The organism is Actinosynnema sp. NPDC049800 (assembly GCF_040656635.1).
In the GTDB taxonomy this organism is placed as follows: domain Bacteria; phylum Actinomycetota; class Actinomycetes; order Mycobacteriales; family Pseudonocardiaceae; genus Actinosynnema.
On the sequence record NZ_JBFAMT010000002.1, the window covers coordinates 106,673 to 125,330 of the forward strand.

The following is an 18,658-nucleotide window of genomic DNA, read 5'->3' on the forward strand; positions in this document are numbered from 1 at the left end:
TGTCCCCCTCCGGAACGCGCGTGTCCTGGAGGTCGGACACGCGGGGGTCAGGTGGCGCGGAGGGCGGTCAGCATGCCGGTGACGGCGGCTTGCCAGGGGTACTCCTCGGCGCGGGCACGGGCGGCGGAACGGCGGGTCGGCTCGGGGTGGTCCAGCAGGCTGGTCACGGCGCCGGCGAACGCCGGGGCGTGGTCGGGCACGGCGGCGCCGCAGGACGGGCGGACGATCTCGCGCAATGCCGAGGACGCCGAGACGACCACCGGGGTGCCGGAGGCCAGCGCTTCCAGGGCGGCCAGGCCGAACGTCTCGTGCGGGCCCGGCGCCAGGGAGACGTCGGCGGTGGCGAGGAGGTCGGCGACGTCCGTGCGCCGGCCGACGAACCCCAGGAAGGTGACCGGCAGACCGGCCGCACGGCGTTCCAACGCCTCCCGGCGCGGACCGTCGCCGGCGATGACCAGCCGCACGTCGTGCCCGGCCGCGTGCAGCTCCGCCGCCGTGTCGACGCTGCGCTCGACGTGCTTCTCCGCCGACAACCGCCCGCAGTGCACGAGCAGCGCGTCGGCGCCCCGCGCCAGCTCCGCCCGCAACGACCGGTCGTGCCGGGTCGGCGTGAACGTCCGCAGGTCGACGCCCAGCGGCACGCGGGCCACGTTGCGCGCACCGATCCGGTCGAACTCCTCCCGCGCGAACTCCGTCGTGCACACCACCGTGTCGTAGGACGCCGCCATCCGCGCGTTGGCCCGGTCCGCAACCCGCCGCGCCAACGGCGTGGGCAGCAGGAACTGCTCCAGCAGCCGGTCCAGCCGCTCGTGCGAGATCACCACGCTCGGCACGCCGCGCGCCGCCGCCCACCGGCCCATGCCGCGCAGCGTGAGCCGGTCCGACACCTCCAGCCGGTCGGGCGACAGGTGGTCGAGCAACGCCCGCACGCGCCACGGGTCCACCGCCCGGTACCCGCCGGTGCCGGGGATGCGCGGCGCGGGCAACGTCACCCGCCGGACGCCCGGCGACAGCTCCTCGTCGGCGTGCGCGGCGCCCGGGACGACCAACGTGACCTGGTGCCCGTTCGCCGCGTAACCGTCGCCGAGGTGGTGCAGCGCCGTGCGCAGGCCGCCGGAGCGCGGACCGTAGAAGTTGGCCAGCTGGACGATCCTCATGCGTGCCCGACCTTCATGCCTGCCCGATGTTCATGCCTGCCCGATCCTCATGCTGCACGGCGCTCCGGCAGGTCCAGCACGGCCGCGTAGTGGCCCAGCAGCTCGTCGCACACGGCCGACCAAGTGCGCCCGCGCACCCAGCGCCGGGCCGCCTGCCCGAACCGGCGGCGGCGCAGCGGGTCGCCCAGCTCCACCACGGCCCGCCTGAGCTGCCCGTCGTCGGCGAACAGGTAGCCGGTGCCGGGTTGCACCAGGTCACGCGGCCCGCCGGCGTCCGGCGCGACCACGGGCACACCGCTGGCCAACGCCTCCTGCACGGCCTGGCAGAACGTCTCGTGCGGGCCCGTGTGCACGAACACGTCCAAGCTCGCGTACGCCGTGGCCAGGTCCGCGCCGCTCTTGAACCCGAGGAACGCCGCGCCGGGCAGGTCGTGCCGCAACTGCGCCTGCTCCGGCCCCTCACCCACCACCACCAGCCGCACGCCGGGCAGGTCGGCGAGCGCCGCGAGCCGGTCCACCCGCTTCTCCGGCGACAGCCGGCCGACGTACCCGACGAGCAGCTCGCCGTTCGGCGCCAACGAGGCGCGCAACGCGTCGTCCCGCCGGGACGGGTGGAACAGCTCGACGTCCACGCCACGTCCCCACCTGTGCACGCGCGGCACGCCGTGCTCCTGGAGCGCGTCGACGGCCCAGGTCGACGGCGCGAGCGTGCGGTCGGCCTGCGCGTGCAGCCGGCGCGTCCACCGCCAGGCGGCACGGGCGGTGAGGCCGAGGCCGTAGTGGCCGGCGAACCCGGCGATGTCGGTCTGGTAGACCGCGACGGTCGGGATGCCGAGCCTGCGTGCGGCGGACAGGCCGCGGGCGCCCATCACGAACGGGCTCGCCAGGTGCACGACGTCCGGCCGGAAGTCGGCCAGCGCGGTCAGCACCTTGCGCGTCGGCACCCCGACGGGCAGCGAGCTGAACCTCGGCAGGTCCACCGCCGGGACGCGCACGACCGGCGTGCCGAGGTGGTGGTCGGCACCCGCGCCGGGAGCCACCACCAACGCCTGGTGACCGCGCGCCCGGAGGTGTTCCAGGACCCGCAGCACCGAGTTGGTGACCCCGTTGACCTGGGGCAGGAAGCTCTCGGTGACGATCGCTACGCGCACGCCGATCACCATGCGGTGCGAAGGACACGGCGGCGTGACACCTCCGCGAACGCGCGCCGAACACCTCGCGTCGCGGTCGACGTTGGCCACGGGTTCACCTGGAGTACGTGGCGCGGTCACTCTGTGCGGTGACACTAGGTCGGCATGACCGTCTTGTCGTCCCGACCCGCGCAGCCCGTCGATCCCGGCCTGGTGTCGATCGCGCTGGAGATAGCGGGCCGACTCGCCAACGACGCGTCCGACGTGATCATGGCGACCGCCGGGCGCGGCGCGCGACCCGATGACGAGACCTCGCCGTTCGACTGGGTGACCGACACGGACCGGACGTTGGAGCGGCACACGCGGCGGGTGCTGACGGCCGAGTTCCCGCACATCCCGGTGTTCTGCGAGGACACCGACAGCGACGTGGTGAGCGACGCGGAGTTCCGCTGGGTGGTCGACCCGGTCGACGGGACCGCGAACTACGTCGCCGGTGTGCCCTGGTGCGCGTACAGCCTGGCGTTGATCGACCGGTGGGGTCCGGTCGTCGGGGTGGTCGCGGACCCGTACCGGGCCCAGATCTACGCCGCCGCGCGGGGTCGCGGCATGCGGGCGAACGGCACGCCGGTGCGGCTCGGCGACCAGGCGGTGAGCTCCATCGTGTGCACGGAGATGACGCGGACCGGCCCGTGGCCGGGGATGGGCGAGTTCATCTCGCGGGCCGCCGTGGCGGGCACGGGCGTGCGGGTGCTGGGCTCGAAGGCCCTGGCCGTCGCCCAGGTGGCCCTGGGCCACGCCGCCGCCGCCGTCCTGGACAGCTACCACGAGTGGGACGTGGCCGGCGCGGTCGCCCTGGCCGTCGAATCGGGCGCCGCCGTGCTGGACCGGCGGGGCGAGGACGCACCCCTGCCGGTGGACGGCCTGCTCGTCGCCATGCCGGAGGTGGCGGAGGAGGTCCTGGCCTGGTGGCAGGCGTCGTCCACGCCTCGTTAGGCCGTTTGGCGGATCAACGCGCTCTGTGTACAGTCGGTCACGCCAGGCCCAGTAGGGCCTGGAAGTGAACCCGGTTCACCGTCCGGACGGTCGGTTGCCGGGTTTCGCGCTGTTCAGGGCAGCCGGAGCGCGCTGGACGCCTTCGATCAGGGCCGCCACCCGACGCTCTAACCATTGCCCATGTGCGGCAGTTGTTGTTCCAGGACTTCCAGGTGGGTGCGGACCGCGTCCAGGGACGTCTGGTCCAGGAGTCGGAGGGCCACGCGGCCCACCTCGTCCTCGAACGACGTGAAGTCGTGGACGGCGGCGGTCAGGCGGTCGGTCACCGGGTGGGACTGGTCGGCGGCCAGGGCTCGGCCCAGGTCGGCGATCCGGCGCACGTCCGGCAGCTCGGCGGCGAACTGCGCGGCGATCCGCTCCAGCCACGCCCTGGCCGGTGACGCGGGCACGGTGGCCACGGCGGCGCCCACCCGCTGCACGGCCAGCTCACAGCGGCCCACCATCGCCGACCAGCGGTCGTTCACCGGAGGCGGGACGGGGAGCGGGGGTGGTGGGGGTGGCAGCTGGACCGGGGGCCGGGAACGGCGGCGGATGGCTCCGACCACGACGCCGACCACCGTGCCCGGGACGCCTCCCAGGACCACGCCGACGATCCCGGACGCGACCAGGGACGCCAGGAACGGCGCGGAGTCGTCACCGGACGGCACCGCCAAGGTGACCATGAACAGGACCGTCATCAGCGTCGTGCCGATGAGCAGTCCCCAGAGCGCCGACCGTGCCATGGGCACAATGTGCCAGATCAGGCGTCGTAATCCACGGTAACCGCCGAGGTCACGGCAACGGACTGGCAGGTCAGCACGAAACCGGCCTCCACCTCGCGCGGCTCCAGCGCGTAGTTCCGCCGCATCTCCACCTCACCGGACACGACCAGCGCGCGGCACGTCCCGCACACGCCGCCCTTGCACGCGAACGGCAGGTCCGCGCGCACCCGCTGGGCCGCGTCGAGGATCGGCACGTCCGCCGGCAGCGGCACCTCGGTGGTCCGCCCGTCCAGGATCACCGTGGCGGTGGCCGAAGCGGAAGCCGACGGTTCCGCGCGGCGCGGCGGAGGCGGCGGTTCGTCCACGTAGAACAGCTCGTGGTGCACGGCGGACGGGGGGACGCCCAACGCACCCAGCACGTCCTCCGCGTCCCGCACCATCCCGTACGGCCCGCACAGCCACCACGCGTCGACGTCCGCCCACGGCACCACCGTCGAGAACAGCGCCCGCAGCTTCGCCGCGTCCAACCGCCCGCTGAACAGCTCGACGTCCCGCGGCTCCCGCGACAGCACGTGCACCAGCTGGAACCGCGCCGGGTAGCGGTCCTTCAGGTCCGCCAGCTCCTCGGCGAACATCACCGTGTCCGCACGCCGGTTCCCGTACAGCATCGTCACCCGCGCCCCGCCGGCCAGCACCGACGCCGCGATCGACAACGCGGGCGTGATGCCGGACCCGGCCACCACCAGACCGTGGTGCGACCCGCCGGACGGCGTGAAGTTGCCCTGCGGCGGCAGCACCTCCAGCACGTCGCCGCGCTGCAACCGGTCCACCAGCAGCGTGGAGAACAGCCCGCCGTCCACCCGCCGCACCCCGATCCGCAGCGGACCGCCGGCAGGCGCGCAGATCGAGTACGAGCGCCGCTCGTCGCCGTTGCGCAGGGTCACGTACTGCCCTGGGGCGAACGCGAAGTCCGCGGCCAGCGACGGCGGCACCTCGAACGTCACCGCGACGGCGTCCGGGCACAGCTGCTCGACCGACGCGACGGTCAGCTTGTGGAACACCGGCCGTGCCATCAGATCTCCTTCACGTGCTCGAACGGCTCGGCGCAGTCCGCGCACCGGCGCAGCGCCTTGCACGCCGTGGACCCGAACCGCGACACCTCCGCGGTCCGCGACGACCCGCACCGCGGGCAGGTCACCCGCCGCGACGGCGGCGTCAGGTTCAACGGCACCGGACCGACCGCGCGCGGTCCCAGCCGGGACGGCGGCGCGATGCCCGCCTCCCGCAGCTTGCGCAACCCGGCCTCGCTGATCCAGTCCGTGGTCCACGCGGGCGACAGCGACAGCCGCACGTCCACCGCCGCGTACCCCGCCGCCAGCAACGACCGCCGCAGGTCGGCGGCCATCTCGTCGATCGCCGGGCACCCCGAGTAGGTGGGCGTGATCGTCACCGACACCCGACCGCCGGACTCGGTGACCTCGCGCAGCACGCCGAGGTCGGCCAGCGTCAGCACCGGCAGCTCCGGGTCGCGGACGCGCGCGGCGACTTCGAGGGCGGTGCTCACCACGACGCCCCCGGCAACGACCGGTGCAGGTGCTGCATCTCGGCCAGCAGGTAGCCGAACGCCTCGGTGTGCACGCCGTCGCGCCCGGCCAGCCCGTTGACCCGCGCCGCGGGCACGTCCGCCGGCCGCGCCAGCCCCGCCGCCGCCAGCACCGCGTCCAGCACACCGTCCACTTCGGACCGCAGCTCGGCGGGGTCGACCGCGACACCGGGCAGCCGCAGCTCGACCGGGTGCGGGGTGAACAGCTCGGCCAGGAACGGCCACACCCGCGCCAACCCGGCCCGCATCCGCCGGTGCGACTCCTCGGTGCCGTCGCCGAGCCGCACGACCCACTGGGCGGCGTGGTCGCGGTGGTAGGCCAGCTCCTTCAGGCCCTTCGCCGCCACGGCCGCCAACACCGGGTCGGCGCTCGCCCGCAACCGCGAGTACTGCGCGAGCTTCCACGACGAGAACACCAGCAGCCGCGCCATGGTCGTGGCGAAGTCGCCGCCCGCGAACGGTCCGCACTCGATCTCCGCCAGGTGCACGTTGCGGAAGTCCCGCTCGTCGCGCAGGTACGCCAGCGCGTCCTCGTCCCGGCCCGCGCCCTCGACCTCGCCCGCCCTGGTCAGCAGCATCCGGGACTGGCCGAGCAGGTCGAGCGCGATGTTGGCCAGCGCGACGTCCTCCTCCAGCTCCGGCGCGCGGGAGCACCACTCGGCCAGCCGCTGGGACATGACCAGCGCGTCGTCGCCGAGCATCAGGCAGTACGCGGCCAGGTCGGCGCGGTCGACGTCGGGCACCTCGCGGTCCACCCCGGCCAACGGCTCGGAGAACCCGGTCCCGAACGCCCAGTGCGCGTCCTCGTGGTCGATCAAAGATTCGTACGCGTTGTCAAAGCTCATCGCGTCACCGCACGTTCGTCGGGGGCCGTTGTCACTGTGTTCTGCGGGACACCCGCACCCGGGTCACAGGTGCGGCACGTCCTCGGGGATCTCGTAGAACGTCGGGTGCCGGTAGACCTTGTCCCCGCTCGGCTCGAAGAACGGGTCCTTCTCGTCCGGCGACGACGCGGTGATCGCCGTCGCGGGCACCACCCAGATCGACACGCCCTCGTTGCGCCGGGTGTAGACGTCACGCGCGTTGCGCAGCGCCATCTCGGCGTCCGGCGCGTGCAGCGACCCGACGTGCACGTGGTTCAACCCGCGCTTGCCGCGCACGAACACTTCCCACAGCGGCCACGACGCACTCATGCCACACCTTCCTCGACAACCGCGTGCTTCGAAGCGTGCGCCGCAGCCGCCGCACGCACCCACTCGCCGTCCTCGTGGGCCTTGCGCCGGTGCTCGACGCGCTGCGCGTTGGTCGGCCCGTTACCGCCGACGACCTGCCAGAACTCGTCCCAGTCGGGCTGGCCGAAGTCGTGGTGCCCGCGCTCGGCGTTCCACCTCAGCTCCGGGTCGGGCAGCGTCACGCCCAGCTTCTCCGCCTGCGGCACGGTCATGTCGACGAACTTCTGCCGCAGCTCGTCATTGGTGTTGCGCTTGATCCGCCACTTCATCGACTGCTCGGTGTTGGACGACTCGGCGTCCGGCGGGCCGAACATCATCAGCGACGGCCACCACCAGCGGTTCACCGACTCCTGCACCATCGCGCGCTGGGCGTCGGTGCCGGACATCATCGTCATCAGCAGCTCGTAGCCCTGCCGCTGGTGGAAGGACTCCTCCTTGCAGATGCGGATCATCGCCCGCGCGTACGGCCCGTAGGACGTGCGGCACAGCGGCACCTGGTTGCAGATCGCGGCGCCGTCGACGAGCCAGCCGATCACGCCGACGTCGGCGTAGGACAGCGTCGGGTAGTTGAAGATCGAGGAGTACTTCTGCCGGCCCGAGATCAGCTTCTCGGTCAGCTCGCCGCGGTCCGCGCCCAGCGTCTCGGTCGCCGCGTACAGGTACAGCCCGTGCCCGGCCTCGTCCTGGACCTTCGCCAGCAGGATCGCCTTGCGGCGCAGCGACGGCGCGCGGCTGATCCAGTTGCCCTCGGGCTGCATGCCGATGATCTCGGAGTGCGCGTGCTGCGCGATCTGCCGGATCAACGTCTTCCGGTAGCCGTCGGGCATCCAGTCGCGCGGCTCGACGCGCTGCTCGGCCGCGACGGTGCGCTCGAACTGCGCCTCCAGGTCCATGCACCCGATGTTACACCTGGAGGCTGATTTACGGCAGAACTGTCACAACCTGCCGTGCTTGCCTCTCCGGGTCACCCACCAGAGCAGCGGCAGCAGCACCGCCCACACCGCGAGCAGGAAGGTGCCGATCGGCAGCAGCGCGAGCACGGCCGTGCGCCCGGCGACCCGCGCCACCTCGGGGTCGGCCGTGTCGTACTCGATGCGCACCAACTGGCCCGGCTCCAACCCCTCCGGGTACAGCAGGCCCTGGGACGGGCTGTGCACCGCGCCGTCCGGCGTGGCGAAGCGCACCACGGTCCGCTGGAACGAGACGGACACCACCTCGGCGGTCGCCTTGCCCAGTCGCTCCTCGATCATCAGGTCGTCGCGCCAGCACGCCGCGAGCAGGATCACCCCGATCAGCGTCACCACCGCGCCCAGCAGCACCAACGCCCGGCTGACCAGGAGCCGGGCCTTGGGGCGGGCACCTGTCCGCACTGCGTCGTCCACCACAACTGAGGAGTCTAGGGCGGCCTCCGCGCCGGATCTCAGCGATGAGTCCATACCCTCGACGCCGTGACCTCAGCTCCTGCCTCGCGGACCCGACAACGGCTGCGCGTGCACACCAGGCGCGTCGCGGGCGACAACCTGCTGGGCGGGCTACCCGCGCCGACCGGTGCGCTGAGTTGGGTGCGGGACGGAACGGGCCTGGTCGGATGGGGTGAGGCGGCCCGGTTCGAGGTGTCGGGACCCGACCGGTTCGCCGCCGCCGACCGCTGGTGGCGCGAGTTCACCGACGACCTCGTCGTGGACGACGAGCTCGGCGTGCCCGGCACCGGACCGGTGGCGTTCGTCAGCATGGCGTTCTCCGACCGACCCGGCCACTCGGTGCTCGTGGTGCCCGAGGTCGTGCTCGGCCGCCGCAACGGGCACAGCTGGCTGACCACGATCGGCGGCGGCGGCAAGCGACGGGTCGAGCCGGTGCGCAAGCCGTCGGAGGTGCGCTACAGCGACGGGCAGGTGTCCGTCACCGGGTACCGCGAGGCCGTGCGCGCGGCGGTCGAGCGGATGCGCGCGGGCGAGCTGGACAAGGTCGTGCTGGCACACGACCTGCTCGCGGTCGCGGACGTCGACATCGACCACCGGTTCGTGCTCGAAGGCCTGGCCCGGCGGTACCCGGAGTGCTGGGTGTACGCCGTGGACGGCCTGATCGGCGCCACGCCCGAGCTGCTGCTGCGGCGCAGCGGGTCCGTGGTCGACTCACGCGTGCTCGCCGGCACGACGTGGCCGCACGACGGCATGTCGGACGACGAGCTGGCCGCCGCGCTGCTGTCGTCGGGCAAGAACCTCGACGAGCACGAGTACGCGGTGGCGTCGCTGGTGCAGACGCTGCAGCCGTTCTGCGACACCATGTCGGTGGAGGGGCCCTCGGTGCTGCGGCTGCCGAACGTCTCGCACCTGTCCAGCGACGTCATCGGCACGCTCAGCGGCACGCCGTCGCTGCTCGCGCTGGGCGAGGCGCTGCACCCCACGGCGGCCGTCGGCGGCACGCCGCGCGCGGACGCCATCGCGATGATCGAGGAGCTGGAGGGCATGGACCGCGGTCGCTACGCGGGCCCCGTCGGCTGGATCGACGGCAACGGCGACGGCGAGCTCGGCATCGCGTTGCGCTGCGCGCAGGTGGACGGCCGCACGGCGCGGCTGTTCGCCGGCTGCGGCCTGGTCGCCGAGTCGGACCCGGACTCCGAGGTCCACGAGGCGCACGCCAAGATGCTGCCCTTTCGGGAAGCCCTCGAAGGCCGATAACCGGGTTATCGCGCTTTCAAGCCCGCCACGAACCCCGACCAGGCGGCGGAACCGACCCACAACGCGCCCGCGCCCGGGTTCTTGGAGTCGCGAACACCGACGCCGTGGTCGGCGGTTATGCGGCACTCCACGCACGCGTCGCTGGCGGGGGCGCTGTAGGTGCTCTTGAACCAGCCCGTGTCACGCGGTGAGTCCGGCATGGTCACCCTCCAGTAGCCGCCTGTGGATCAACTCGATCGTATCCGCGTGGCCACGGGCAGGCCTTGGACTTTCCTGAACGCCCGCAACAGGTTCGCGGTGTCGACCGGGTCGTCGAAGTACGTGGACGGCCCGTAGATCGTCGGGGCGAACGCGACATTCGGCGCGGTGCCGTCGAAGTCGAGCACGATCAGCCCGCCGCTCGGAACGGGGTTCCTGAGGTCGCCCGACCTCACTACCTGCATGGTGATGTCCAGGTGCTGTTCGGCCAGCTGGAGCAGGTGTTCGAGCTGTTCACGCCTGGTCTCCGCGCTTCCTCCGCCACACTCGACCGCGTCCTCGGTGAAGACGAATTCGAGCTTCTTCGGCTCGTCCGACTCCAAGATCCTCGCCTGTCGGTCCCGGCGGAACGTGTAGCGGGTTTCGACCTCGGTCTCCGACGGCTCCCAGAACACGCCGTTGGCCGAGCTCATCCCGGCGCGGATGTAAGCCGGAGATTGGAGCATGCCCGGGATCACGCCGGAGTCGTAGCAGTAGATCGCCGTGGCGTCCGCTTCCATGTCGGCGAGCCGTTGGAACGAGCCGGGAAGCGTGTCGGTGTACGGCTGCACGTCCTTCGCGCTGCGGCGCAGGCGTTTGCGAGCGCGGGCGCCGAGTTCGAGGACGGTCTCGCGTTCGGCGCCGTGCACGTCGAGGAAGTCGAGCGCCTGCGCGAGCTGCTCGGTGGTGAGCGTGGCGGTGCCGTCCTCGACCTTGCTGATCCGCGAATCGCTCACCCCGACGATCGCGGCGACCTCGGCCTGGGAAGCGCTGCGCAGGGTGCGGTAGCGCCTCAGCGACAGGCCGAGCTGCCGCCGCTCCAACGTCTGACGAGCACGCATGACCCCGGCCTCCGTGAGGATCTAGCCGATCGAGCGAGCACCTAAGGAGAACTTTCCCCTTAGCATCTCACACGGATAGTAACGGACGGCAACGGACAGTAAGACCAGGAGGTGCCCGTGATCAGTGCCGGCGGTACCGACGTCGAGGCGTGGGTGAAGGTCGACGACGACCGCGACATCGTCTGCGAGTTGGACGCGGAGGAAGGGGAGGCCCAGTTCAAGTTCGGCGGCAAGCGCTCGTTCGCCCTGGAGCTGATCTTCACCGAGCGGGGCCTGGAGAACCTGAGCCGGACGAGCACGGAAGCGTTGCGCAGGTTGCGATCGGGCGAGGCTTGAAAGGTGGACGCACGCGGGGCCGCCCCCGGGTCGAGGACGGCCCCGCGTGTGACGTTCGACTTGCTCAGTGCTGGTGACCCGCGAGCAGCTCGCGCGTCTCCTGGATCTTCTTGAACGACTTCGGCTCGGTCACGGTCGCGGCACGTGCCGCGAAACCGGCCGCGCCCGGCGCGACCGCCGGCTTGCCCGGCGTGAACAGCCAGGTCTGGAACAGCTCGTCGAGCTGCTTGCCGGACAGCGCCTCGGCGAACGCGATGAACTCGTCCGTCGTCGCGTTGCCGTTGCGCTTCGCCGCCGGCCACTCCCGCAGCAGCTCGAAGAACGCCTCGTCGCCGATCTCGCCGCGCAACGCGTGCACGGTGAGCGCGCCGCGGTCGTACACGGCGCTGTGGAACTGGTTCGACGCGCCCGGGTCACCGGGCAGGACCTGCCAGAACGGGCTGTCGGCCGGGTAGGAGGCGTAGACGAAGTCCGAGTTCTCCTGGACCGTGCCCTCGCCGACGTGCTCGGACCACAGCCACTCCGCGTAGCTGGCGAAGCCCTCGTTCAGCCAGATGTCCTTCCAGCCCTGCACCGACACCGAGTCGCCGAACCACTGGTGCCCGACCTCGTGCGCCACGACGTAGGTGTTCGCGCCGCGGCGGAAGAACGCGGTGTCGTAGGTCGATCGGGTCTGGTTCTCCAGCGCGAAGCCGATGCCCGGCGTCGCCACGCCGCCCTGCGCCTCGAACGGGTACGGCCCGAACTGCGTCTCGAGGAACTCCGTCACCTCGGGCGTGCGCTCGATGCTGGCCACGGCCGCGCCGTAGTCCGCGCCGAGCCGCTCCGAGTAGGCGTTGAGCACCGGCTGACCGTTCGGCGCGGTCGACTGGCGGATCTCGAACTGGCCGATCGCGATGAACGCCAGGTAGGTGGCCATCGGCTCCAGGCTGCGGTAGCGCCAGCGGGTCCAGCCGTTGATCTGCTGGGCGGTGCCGCCGAACGTGCCGTTGGAGATCACCTCGACGCCGGTGGGCACGGCCACCGAGATGTCGAACTTCGCCTTGTCGGTCGGGTGGTTGTTGCTCGGGAACCACCACGGCGCGATGTCGGGCTGGTCGATGGCCAGCGCGCCGTCCGGCGTCCGCTTCCACGACGTGTAGCCGTCCACGGCGTGCGTGGAGGGCACGTCGGAGTACGTGACGACGACCGTCACGTTCGAGCCCTCGCGCAGCGTGCCGCGCGGGTCGACCACGAGCTCGCCGCCGGACTGCGAGAACGCGGCGACCTTGTTGTTCACCCGGACCGAACTGACCTTCAACAGGAAGTCCAGGTTGAACCGGCTCAGGTCCTGGGTGGTTTTGGCCAGGATCGTCGTGGTGCCGGAAAGGGTGTCGTCACCGGGCCGGTAGTTGAGCCTGATGTCGTAATGGGAAACGTCGTACCCGCCGTTGCCCGCATTCGGGTAGTACGGGTCGCCGATGCCGGGTGCTCCCGGCTCGGCCGCCGTCGCCGTGCCGGCCAGCAGGAGCAGGGACGCCGCGGCGGCGGTACCGAGGGTCAGCTTCGCTCTCAGGGACATGCGGCGAAGCTAGTCGCGGCCACCGGCGGGCTGTACCCCCGTCGGTAGGATTCCCACTATTGGAATGCGGTTGACACGGCGTCCTTCAACCGTCGGTGCAGATCGCGCAATTCGTGGCGTTCCGCCCGGATTTCCACCACCCGGATTCCGCTCGGCCGGTCGAGCGCTCGTCTCAGCTGGTCCGGTGTCGAGGCTTCGGTGTGCGGCACGTGGTGCGCCGCGCACAGCGACTTCAGGTCGACGCCGTGGGGCGTGCCGAAAACGCGTTCGAAGGTCCGCTCGTGCTCTTTCGCGCCCTGCTCCAGCAACGCGAAGATGCCGCCGCCGTCGTCGTTGAGCACGACGACCGTCAGGTCGGGTCGCGGCTCGCCGGGACCGATCAGCAGGCCGTTCGCGTCGTGCAGGAACGTCAGGTCGCCGATCAGGGCGTAGGTCGGGCCGCGGGTGAGCGCGATGCCGGCGGCGGTGGAGACGCTGCCGTCGATGCCTGCCACGCCCCGGTTGGCGTAGGTGCGCACGTCGCGGCGCGGCCCGGCGACCAGGTCGACGTCGCGGACCGGGTTGGACGAGCCGAGGAACAGGTTCGCGCCCGGCGGCAGCGCGGCGACCAGGTCGCGGGCCACGTGCAGGCCGGTCGGCCAGGGCTCCTCCGCCAGCAGGCCGTCCACCACGTCGGCGACCGCCTTGTCCGCGTGCTGCCAGGCGGTGAGCCAGTCGTCGTCCACGTCGTGCTCGCCCAGGACCAGGTCGGTCGACGTGTGCGTGGCGGTGAACTGCGGGTCCGGCCAGTCGAGCTCGTCGGACAGCACGTGCACGACCGGGGTCCGCGCGATGAGCTTGAGCACGCCGCGGGAGAGGGTGGCGCGGCCGACGACGACCACGGCCTGCGGCACGAGGTGGTCGGGCAACCCGCCCGCGTTGAGCAGGAGCGAGCCGTGGCGCAGGCCGTGGCCGGTGGGTTCGGCGACGACCGGCCAACCGGCGCGTTCGGCCAGGTCGGAGAGGTCGTGCTCGGTGTCGCCGACGATCACCAGGGTGCGCGGGCCGAGGTGGTCGGCGACGTGCGTGGAGGTGGTCGTGCGGCGGGCCGCGCGGGTCCACGGCATGTCGAACGGGCGGCCGTCCAGGCTCTCCGGCCAGTCGTCGTCGCCGTCGGGCACCAACGGCTCGCGGAACGGGACGTTGACGTGCACCGGGCCCTGGTCGCGCGCGGTGGCGACGGCGCGGCACACCAGCGAGCGCCACAGGCCGTTCTGGTTCTCCCGGCGTTCGGCGATGGGGAACTGGAGCGTGTCCAGGCCGAAGACGCGCTGCTGGTCCACGGTCTGGCTGGCGCCCGTGCGGTAGAGCTCGACGGGTCGGTCCGCGGTGAGCGCGATGACGCCGACGCCCGCGTGCCGGGCCTCCAGCACTGCGGGGTGCAGGTTCGCCACGGCGGTGCCGGACGTGCAGGTGACGGCGGTGACCTCGCCGCCGCCCTTGGCCAGGCCGAGGGCGAGGAAGCCCGCGGTGCGCTCGTCCACGCGGACGTGCAGGGTGAGCCGGCCGGCCGCGGCTGCCTCGTGCAGGGCGAAGGACAGCGGCGCGTTGCGCGATCCGGGGCTCAGCACGACGTGCCGGACGTCGTTGCGGATCAGCTCGTCGACGAGCACCCTGGCCTGCGCGGTGGACGGGTTCACCCGCACATTGTCGCTCAGCCCGCGACCAGGTGATTCCACGCGCTGAGCCGGACCGGACCGCCTCTCAGCCGCGGCGCGGGCCTATTGTCCCTGGCGTGGCAGATCAGGACGTTTCCGAGCTGTTCGACCCCGCCCGCTGGAAGGCGGTCGAGGGGTTCGACTTCACCGACATCACCTACCACCGCGCGGTCGACCAGGGCACGGTGCGCATCGCGTTCGACCGGCCCGAGGTGCGCAACGCGTTCCGGCCCCACACGGTCGACGAGCTGTACCGCGCGCTGGACCACGCCCGGATGAGCTCGGACGTCGGCTGCGTCCTGCTCACCGGCAACGGCCCGTCGCCGCGTGACGGCGGCTGGGCCTTCTGCTCGGGCGGCGACCAGCGCATCCGCGGGCGCAGCGGCTACCAGTACGCGTCGGGCGAGACGGCGGAGACCATCGACCCGGCCCGCGCGGGCAGGCTGCACATCCTGGAGTGCCAGCGCCTGATCCGGTTCATGCCGAAGGTCGTCATCGCGGTCGTGCCCGGCTGGGCGGCCGGCGGCGGGCACAGCCTGCACGTGGTGTGCGACCTCACGCTGGCCGGCGCCGAGCACGCGAGGTTCAAGCAGACCGACGCCGACGTCGGCAGCTTCGACGGCGGCTACGGCTCGGCGTACCTGGCCCGGCAGGTCGGCCAGAAGTTCGCCCGCGAGATCTTCTTCCTCGGCCGGACCTACTCCGCCGAGGAAATGCACAGGATGGGCGCGGTGAACGCGGTCGTGCCGCACGCCGAGCTGGAGTCCACGGCGCTGGAGTGGGCCAAGGAGATCAACGGCAAGTCGCCGACGGCGCAGCGGATGCTGAAGTACGCGTTCAACCTGATCGACGACGGCCTGGTCGGGCAGCAGATCTTCGCGGGCGAGACCACGCGCCTGGCGTACATGACCGACGAGGCGGTGGAAGGCCGGGACGCCTTCCTGGAGAAGCGCCCGCCGGACTGGTCCGACTACCCCTACTTCTACTGATGGTCACCCTCGACCAGCTGAGGGCCGCGCTGACCTCCGGCGGCGGCCCGGTGACGGCACAGCCCGGGGACCTGCCGCCGTTGCGCGGTTGGGAGACCGGAGCCGCGCTCGCGGTCACGACGTCGGGCTCCACCGGCGAGCCGAAGACCGTGCTGCTCGGCGCGGACGCGCTCACCACGTCCGCCGAGCTGACCCACGCCCGCCTCGGCGGGCCCGGCCGGTGGCTGCTCGCCCTGCCGACCACGCACATCGCGGGCATCCAGGTGCTGGTGCGGTCGGTCGTGGCGGGCGTCGAGCCGGGCGTGATGGACCTGGCCCCCGGTTTCCGCGCCGCCGACTTCGCCGTGGCGTCCCGGCCGGTGCTGGCCACGCCGGGACGGCACTACACCGCCCTCGTGCCGACGCAGCTGGCCCGCCTGGTGGCTGCCGACGGCCCGGGGCTGGCCGCCGCACGGCAGTTCGACGCCGTGCTGATCGGCGGTGCGGCCACCCCGCCCACCCTCCTCGAACGCTCGCGGCAGCTCGGCGTCCGGGTGGTCACCACCTACGGGATGAGCGAGACGTCCGGCGGCTGCGTCTACGACGGGCTGCCGCTGGACGGCGTGCGCGTGCGGCTGGTCGACGGCCGGATCGAGGTCGGCGGCCCCGTGCTGGCGCTGGGCTACCAGGGCGGCGAGCCGTTCGGCGAGTGGTTCCGCACCGGCGACCTCGGCCGCGTCCGCGCCGACGGCACGGTGGAGGTGCTCGGCCGGGCCGACGACGTGATCATCAGCGGCGGCGAGAACATCGCCCCCACCAGGGTCGAACGGGTGCTGACGGCCCAGCCCGGCGTGCGGGAGGCGTGCGTGGTGGGGCTGGCCGATCCCGAGTGGGGCCAAGTGGTGGCGGCGGCCGTGGTGCCGGAAAATCCGGATGAACCGCCCGACGTGGACGAGCTGTGCGCGGCGGTCGGCGACGTGGTGGGGCGGTTCGCCATGCCGAAGCGGGTCGTGTTCGTGGCGGAGCTGCCGTCGCGCGGACCCGGCAAGGTCGATCGGAGGGCGGTCGCTAGCTCGTTTGGGTGAGGTTCTGTCTTATTAGCAAGATTGTTGGTTGACAGCTAACCACGCCAGGCGATTGGCTCGCAGCGCCGAGGCGCGCGGCCCTGCCGCGGTCACCACCGCACCGCGCGCCCGGACGAGGAGTGCTGCGATGACCAGGCGCTACCTGATACCGCTCGCCGTCGCCACCGTCCTGACCGCCGGGCTCGCGTCGCCCGCCGCGGCCGCGGCCGACGTCGAGTGGCGAGCCGACCTGTCCACAGTGGACGCCGACGACAACGGCGTCACGACGCACGACGGCGCGGTGCGGCTCGACCGCGCCGCACCGACGCCCGCGAGCGCGCGGGCCGCCATCCGCACCGGGTTCCTGCAACTCGAACCGCGGACGTTCGACGCGCCGGTCAACGCCGTCGCCGCGACCGTGAAGAGCAGCGTCCCCGCCGGCGCGGAGGTCGCCGTCGACGTGCGCGGCGCGGTCGGCGACGAGCAGTGGACCGAGTGGGTCGAGGCGCGTCCCGACGCGCCAGCCGTGCTGCCGACCTCCGTCACCACCGTGCAGGTCCGGTTGGCGCTGACGGCCGAGAAGGCGTCGCCCGCCGTGAGCCAGGTGGACCTGCGGGCGTTCACGACGACCGCCGCGTCGGGGGTCGTCGCGCAGGCCGCGGGCCTGTCCTACCGGGTCTACGCGACCCGTGAGGGCCTGGTCGGCGGCACGACCGCGAACGGGCACGTGATCGTCAGCCGGGACCACTTCGTCGCCCTGCCGTCGCGGCGCGGCCTGTCGGCCAAGGGCACCGGCACGTACAGCGTGCGGGTGTGCGCGTCGAACGGCCGCTGCGAGTGGGCGCCGGTGTGGGACGTCGGCCCGTGGAACACCAAGGACGACTACTGGAACCCGTCGGCCACCCGGGAGATGTGGAAGGACCTGCCCCAGGGCAAGCCCGAGGCGCAGGCCGCCTACCAGGACGGCTACAACGGCGGCAAGGACCAGTTCGGCCGCACCGTGGCCAACCCGGCGGGCATCGACCTGGCCGACGGCACGTTCTGGGACGGCCTGAAGCTGACCGACAACGCCTGGGTCACCGTCACCTACCAGTGGACCGGTTCGGGCCCGGCGGGCTTCGTCCGCACCGCGGGCGACCCGCTGAACGTGCGCAGCGGCGCGACGTCGACGGCCTCGCAGGTCGGCTTGGCCGCGAACTACGCGCAGGTGCGGGTCGAGTGCCAGGTCACCGGCCAGTCCGTGACGGGCTCGCAGGGCACCTCGAACATCTGGTTCCGGATCGCGACGGGCAAGTTCGTCGCCCGGGCGTACGTGTCGGGCGTGTCGGGCGCCACCGCCTGCTGATCACGCGACCACCCGGGAGCGGGTCCCCGTTCACCATGTCGGAGGATGTCCGGCATGGCCACAGTCGCCCAGTGGGTATCGGGGACCCGCCCCCGCACGCTGCCGAACTCGATCGCGCCGGTGCTGGTCGGCGCGGGCGCCGCGCACCACATCGACGGCTTCGACCTGACCCGGGCGGCGCTGGCGCTCGTGGTGGCGGTGGCGTTGCAGGTCGGTGTGAACTACGCCAACGACTACTCCGACGGCATCCGGGGAACGGACGCGAACCGCGTCGGCCCGTTCCGGCTGGTCGGCTCGGGTGCGGCCGATCCGCGTGCGGTGCGCACGGCGGCGTTCGCGGCGCTGGGCGTGGCCGCGGTGGCGGGCCTGGTGCTGGTGGTGCTGTCGGGCCGGTACTGGATGGTGGCGTTCGGCGCGGTGTGCATCGCGGCGGCGTGGTTCTACACCGGTGGCCGCAAGCCGTACGGGTACTCGGGTCTCGGCGAGCTGGCCGTGTTCCTGTTCTTCGGGCCGGCGGCGGTGCTCGGCACGCTGTACGTGCAGACCGGCGAGGTCACCGGCATCGGCATCGGCGGCGCGGTCGCCATGGGCGCGTTCTCGACCGGCGTGATGATCGCGAACAGCCTGCGCGACATCCCCACCGACATCCAGGCGGGCAAGCGGACGCTGGCCTCCACCCTGGGCGACCGCGACTCCCGAAGGCTCTACCTCGCCCTGGTCTCGATCCCGTTCCTGATCACGCTGGCGATCGGCCTGCGCGTGCCGCTGGCCCTGATCGGCTTCCTGGCCCTGCCGCTGGTCGTCCTGGGCGCGCGACGGGTGCTGAACGGCAGCAAGGGCCGCGACCTGATCCCCGTGCTGCGCGACACGGGCCTGGCGATGCTGGTGTGGGGCATCGCCGTGCCCGCCGCGCTGGTGCTGGGCTGAGCCCTGGCCCATTCCTGGCCGGTCCTGGACCACCGGGGCGCGCTGCCCGCGCTCCGGGCGCCAGACCGGTCGGGTGCGCGGGCTGAGGCTGTTCGGATCGCTGCGCGCGGGCGTGGTCGCGCCCTCG

General features: G+C 72.4%; 20 protein-coding genes. 7 read left to right on the top strand and 13 right to left on the bottom strand.

The genetic code is table 11. The features are described from left to right. Positions 1–47: 47 nt before the first annotated feature. Both AB0I91_RS03100 and AB0I91_RS03105 read right to left on the bottom strand, forming a co-directional pair. Positions 48–1,157 (bottom strand): glycosyltransferase, encoded by a 1,110-nt coding sequence (locus AB0I91_RS03100; protein ID WP_498776407.1) that lies wholly within the window; start codon positions 1,155–1,157, stop codon positions 48–50. 47 nt (positions 1,158–1,204) lie between these two features. After that, complete coding sequence (locus tag AB0I91_RS03105; protein WP_499615234.1) at positions 1,205–2,308, bottom strand: glycosyltransferase family 4 protein; 1,104 nt, start codon at positions 2,306–2,308, stop codon at positions 1,205–1,207. Between the two features lie 144 nt (positions 2,309–2,452). Here AB0I91_RS03105 and AB0I91_RS03110 point away from each other — a divergent pair, with 144 nt between their 5' ends. Continuing rightward, the gene (locus AB0I91_RS03110) at positions 2,453–3,280 is read left to right on the top strand and encodes an inositol monophosphatase family protein (RefSeq protein WP_498776403.1); all 828 of its coding nucleotides are present in this window, start codon (positions 2,453–2,455) and stop codon (positions 3,278–3,280) included. Positions 3,281–3,447: 167 nt separating this feature from the next. Here the strand turns inward: AB0I91_RS03110 and AB0I91_RS03115 are convergent, their stop codons facing one another. The 7 genes from AB0I91_RS03115 to AB0I91_RS03145 form a co-directional block, all read right to left on the bottom strand. After that, positions 3,448–4,062, bottom strand: a complete 615-nt coding sequence (locus AB0I91_RS03115) for a hypothetical protein (protein WP_499634973.1) — start codon at positions 4,060–4,062, stop codon at positions 3,448–3,450. A gap of 17 nt (positions 4,063–4,079) precedes the next feature. Further along, positions 4,080–5,114: a 1,2-phenylacetyl-CoA epoxidase subunit PaaE gene (gene paaE, locus AB0I91_RS03120; RefSeq protein WP_498776399.1), complete on the bottom strand. Its 1,035-nt coding sequence runs from the start codon at positions 5,112–5,114 to the stop codon at positions 4,080–4,082. Beyond that, positions 5,114–5,605 (bottom strand): 1,2-phenylacetyl-CoA epoxidase subunit PaaD, encoded by a 492-nt coding sequence (gene paaD, locus AB0I91_RS03125; protein ID WP_498776397.1) that lies wholly within the window; start codon positions 5,603–5,605, stop codon positions 5,114–5,116. Before paaD ends, paaE begins: the two co-directional genes overlap by 1 nt. Further along, a complete protein-coding gene (gene paaC / locus AB0I91_RS03130; RefSeq protein ID WP_499615228.1) occupies positions 5,602–6,489 on the bottom strand; it encodes a 1,2-phenylacetyl-CoA epoxidase subunit PaaC in 888 nt (295 codons plus the stop codon). The genes paaD and paaC overlap by 4 nt, the downstream gene beginning before the upstream one ends. A 63-nt stretch (positions 6,490–6,552) precedes the next feature. Further along, positions 6,553–6,837 carry a 1,2-phenylacetyl-CoA epoxidase subunit PaaB gene (paaB, locus tag AB0I91_RS03135; protein WP_053715320.1) on the bottom strand — a complete coding sequence of 95 codons (285 nt, stop codon included), beginning with the start codon at positions 6,835–6,837 and terminating at the stop codon, positions 6,553–6,555. After that, positions 6,834–7,769: a 1,2-phenylacetyl-CoA epoxidase subunit PaaA gene (gene paaA, locus AB0I91_RS03140; protein ID WP_499634975.1), complete on the bottom strand. Its 936-nt coding sequence runs from the start codon at positions 7,767–7,769 to the stop codon at positions 6,834–6,836. The genes paaB and paaA overlap by 4 nt, the downstream gene beginning before the upstream one ends. A gap of 42 nt (positions 7,770–7,811) precedes the next feature. Beyond that, entirely contained in the window at positions 7,812–8,261 is a 450-nt protein-coding gene (locus tag AB0I91_RS03145) for a DUF3592 domain-containing protein (protein ID WP_498776391.1), read from the bottom strand. A 63-nt stretch (positions 8,262–8,324) separates the two neighbouring features. Here AB0I91_RS03145 and AB0I91_RS03150 point away from each other — a divergent pair, with 63 nt between their 5' ends. After that, complete coding sequence (locus tag AB0I91_RS03150) at positions 8,325–9,554, top strand: isochorismate synthase (RefSeq protein WP_498776389.1); 1,230 nt, start codon at positions 8,325–8,327, stop codon at positions 9,552–9,554. Positions 9,555–9,559: 5 nt separating this feature from the next. Here AB0I91_RS03150 and AB0I91_RS03155 read toward each other — a convergent pair whose 3' ends face one another. Together AB0I91_RS03155 and AB0I91_RS03160 are read right to left on the bottom strand one after the other, a co-directional pair. Next, the gene (locus tag AB0I91_RS03155; protein WP_498776387.1) at positions 9,560–9,754 is read right to left on the bottom strand and encodes a DUF397 domain-containing protein; all 195 of its coding nucleotides are present in this window, start codon (positions 9,752–9,754) and stop codon (positions 9,560–9,562) included. 27 nt (positions 9,755–9,781) lie between these two features. Further along, positions 9,782–10,633: a helix-turn-helix domain-containing protein gene (locus AB0I91_RS03160; RefSeq protein WP_499634978.1), complete on the bottom strand. Its 852-nt coding sequence runs from the start codon at positions 10,631–10,633 to the stop codon at positions 9,782–9,784. A gap of 117 nt (positions 10,634–10,750) precedes the next feature. Between AB0I91_RS03160 and AB0I91_RS03165 the strand changes: the two genes are divergently transcribed. Then, positions 10,751–10,969: a hypothetical protein gene (locus AB0I91_RS03165; protein ID WP_499634980.1), complete on the top strand. Its 219-nt coding sequence runs from the start codon at positions 10,751–10,753 to the stop codon at positions 10,967–10,969. A 64-nt stretch (positions 10,970–11,033) separates the two neighbouring features. On the opposite strand, the gene AB0I91_RS03170 is transcribed toward AB0I91_RS03165, so the two are convergent. Next, positions 11,034–12,530 carry a M1 family metallopeptidase gene (locus tag AB0I91_RS03170; protein ID WP_498776381.1) on the bottom strand — a complete coding sequence of 499 codons (1,497 nt, stop codon included), beginning with the start codon at positions 12,528–12,530 and terminating at the stop codon, positions 11,034–11,036. A gap of 56 nt (positions 12,531–12,586) precedes the next feature. After that, complete coding sequence (gene menD, locus AB0I91_RS03175) at positions 12,587–14,209, bottom strand: 2-succinyl-5-enolpyruvyl-6-hydroxy-3-cyclohexene-1-carboxylic-acid synthase (protein ID WP_498776379.1); 1,623 nt, start codon at positions 14,207–14,209, stop codon at positions 12,587–12,589. Between the two features lie 95 nt (positions 14,210–14,304). On the opposite strand from menD, the gene AB0I91_RS03180 reads away from it, so the two are divergent. The 4 genes from AB0I91_RS03180 to AB0I91_RS03195 all read left to right on the top strand — a co-directional run bounded on the left by AB0I91_RS03180 (position 14,305) and on the right by AB0I91_RS03195 (position 18,531). Beyond that, positions 14,305–15,216, top strand: coding sequence for a 1,4-dihydroxy-2-naphthoyl-CoA synthase (locus AB0I91_RS03180; protein WP_498776377.1), 912 nt, complete (start codon positions 14,305–14,307; stop codon positions 15,214–15,216). Then, positions 15,216–16,280: an o-succinylbenzoate--CoA ligase gene (gene menE, locus AB0I91_RS03185; RefSeq protein WP_499615221.1), complete on the top strand. Its 1,065-nt coding sequence runs from the start codon at positions 15,216–15,218 to the stop codon at positions 16,278–16,280. Before AB0I91_RS03180 ends, menE begins: the two co-directional genes overlap by 1 nt. Positions 16,281–16,407: 127 nt before the next feature. Beyond that, a complete protein-coding gene (locus AB0I91_RS03190; protein WP_498776373.1) occupies positions 16,408–17,604 on the top strand; it encodes a DUF8814 domain-containing protein in 1,197 nt (398 codons plus the stop codon). A gap of 54 nt (positions 17,605–17,658) precedes the next feature. Next, positions 17,659–18,531 (top strand): 1,4-dihydroxy-2-naphthoate polyprenyltransferase, encoded by an 873-nt coding sequence (locus tag AB0I91_RS03195; RefSeq protein ID WP_498776371.1) that lies wholly within the window; start codon positions 17,659–17,661, stop codon positions 18,529–18,531. Positions 18,532–18,658 lie beyond the last annotated feature (127 nt).

Bases quoted from the DNA above. Each gene is read 5' to 3' on its own strand.
- AB0I91_RS03100 (WP_498776407.1), bottom strand. From the start codon at position 1,157: ATGAGGATCGTCCAGCTGGCCAACTTCTACGGTCCGCGCTCCGGCGGC.
- AB0I91_RS03110 (WP_498776403.1), top strand. From the start codon at position 2,453: ATGACCGTCTTGTCGTCCCGACCCGCGCAGCCCGTCGATCCCGGCCTG.
- AB0I91_RS03115 (WP_499634973.1), bottom strand. From the start codon at position 4,062: ATGGCACGGTCGGCGCTCTGGGGACTGCTCATCGGCACGACGCTGATG.
- paaE (WP_498776399.1), bottom strand. From the start codon at position 5,114: ATGGCACGGCCGGTGTTCCACAAGCTGACCGTCGCGTCGGTCGAGCAG.
- paaC (WP_499615228.1), bottom strand. From the start codon at position 6,489: ATGAGCTTTGACAACGCGTACGAATCTTTGATCGACCACGAGGACGCG.
- paaB (WP_053715320.1), bottom strand. From the start codon at position 6,837: ATGAGTGCGTCGTGGCCGCTGTGGGAAGTGTTCGTGCGCGGCAAGCGC.
- paaA (WP_499634975.1), bottom strand. From the start codon at position 7,769: ATGGACCTGGAGGCGCAGTTCGAGCGCACCGTCGCGGCCGAGCAGCGC.
- AB0I91_RS03155 (WP_498776387.1), bottom strand. From the start codon at position 9,754: ATGCCGGACTCACCGCGTGACACGGGCTGGTTCAAGAGCACCTACAGC.
- AB0I91_RS03160 (WP_499634978.1), bottom strand. From the start codon at position 10,633: ATGCGTGCTCGTCAGACGTTGGAGCGGCGGCAGCTCGGCCTGTCGCTG.
- AB0I91_RS03170 (WP_498776381.1), bottom strand. From the start codon at position 12,530: ATGTCCCTGAGAGCGAAGCTGACCCTCGGTACCGCCGCCGCGGCGTCC.
- menE (WP_499615221.1), top strand. From the start codon at position 15,216: ATGGTCACCCTCGACCAGCTGAGGGCCGCGCTGACCTCCGGCGGCGGC.
- AB0I91_RS03190 (WP_498776373.1), top strand. From the start codon at position 16,408: ATGACCAGGCGCTACCTGATACCGCTCGCCGTCGCCACCGTCCTGACC.
- AB0I91_RS03195 (WP_498776371.1), top strand. From the start codon at position 17,659: ATGGCCACAGTCGCCCAGTGGGTATCGGGGACCCGCCCCCGCACGCTG.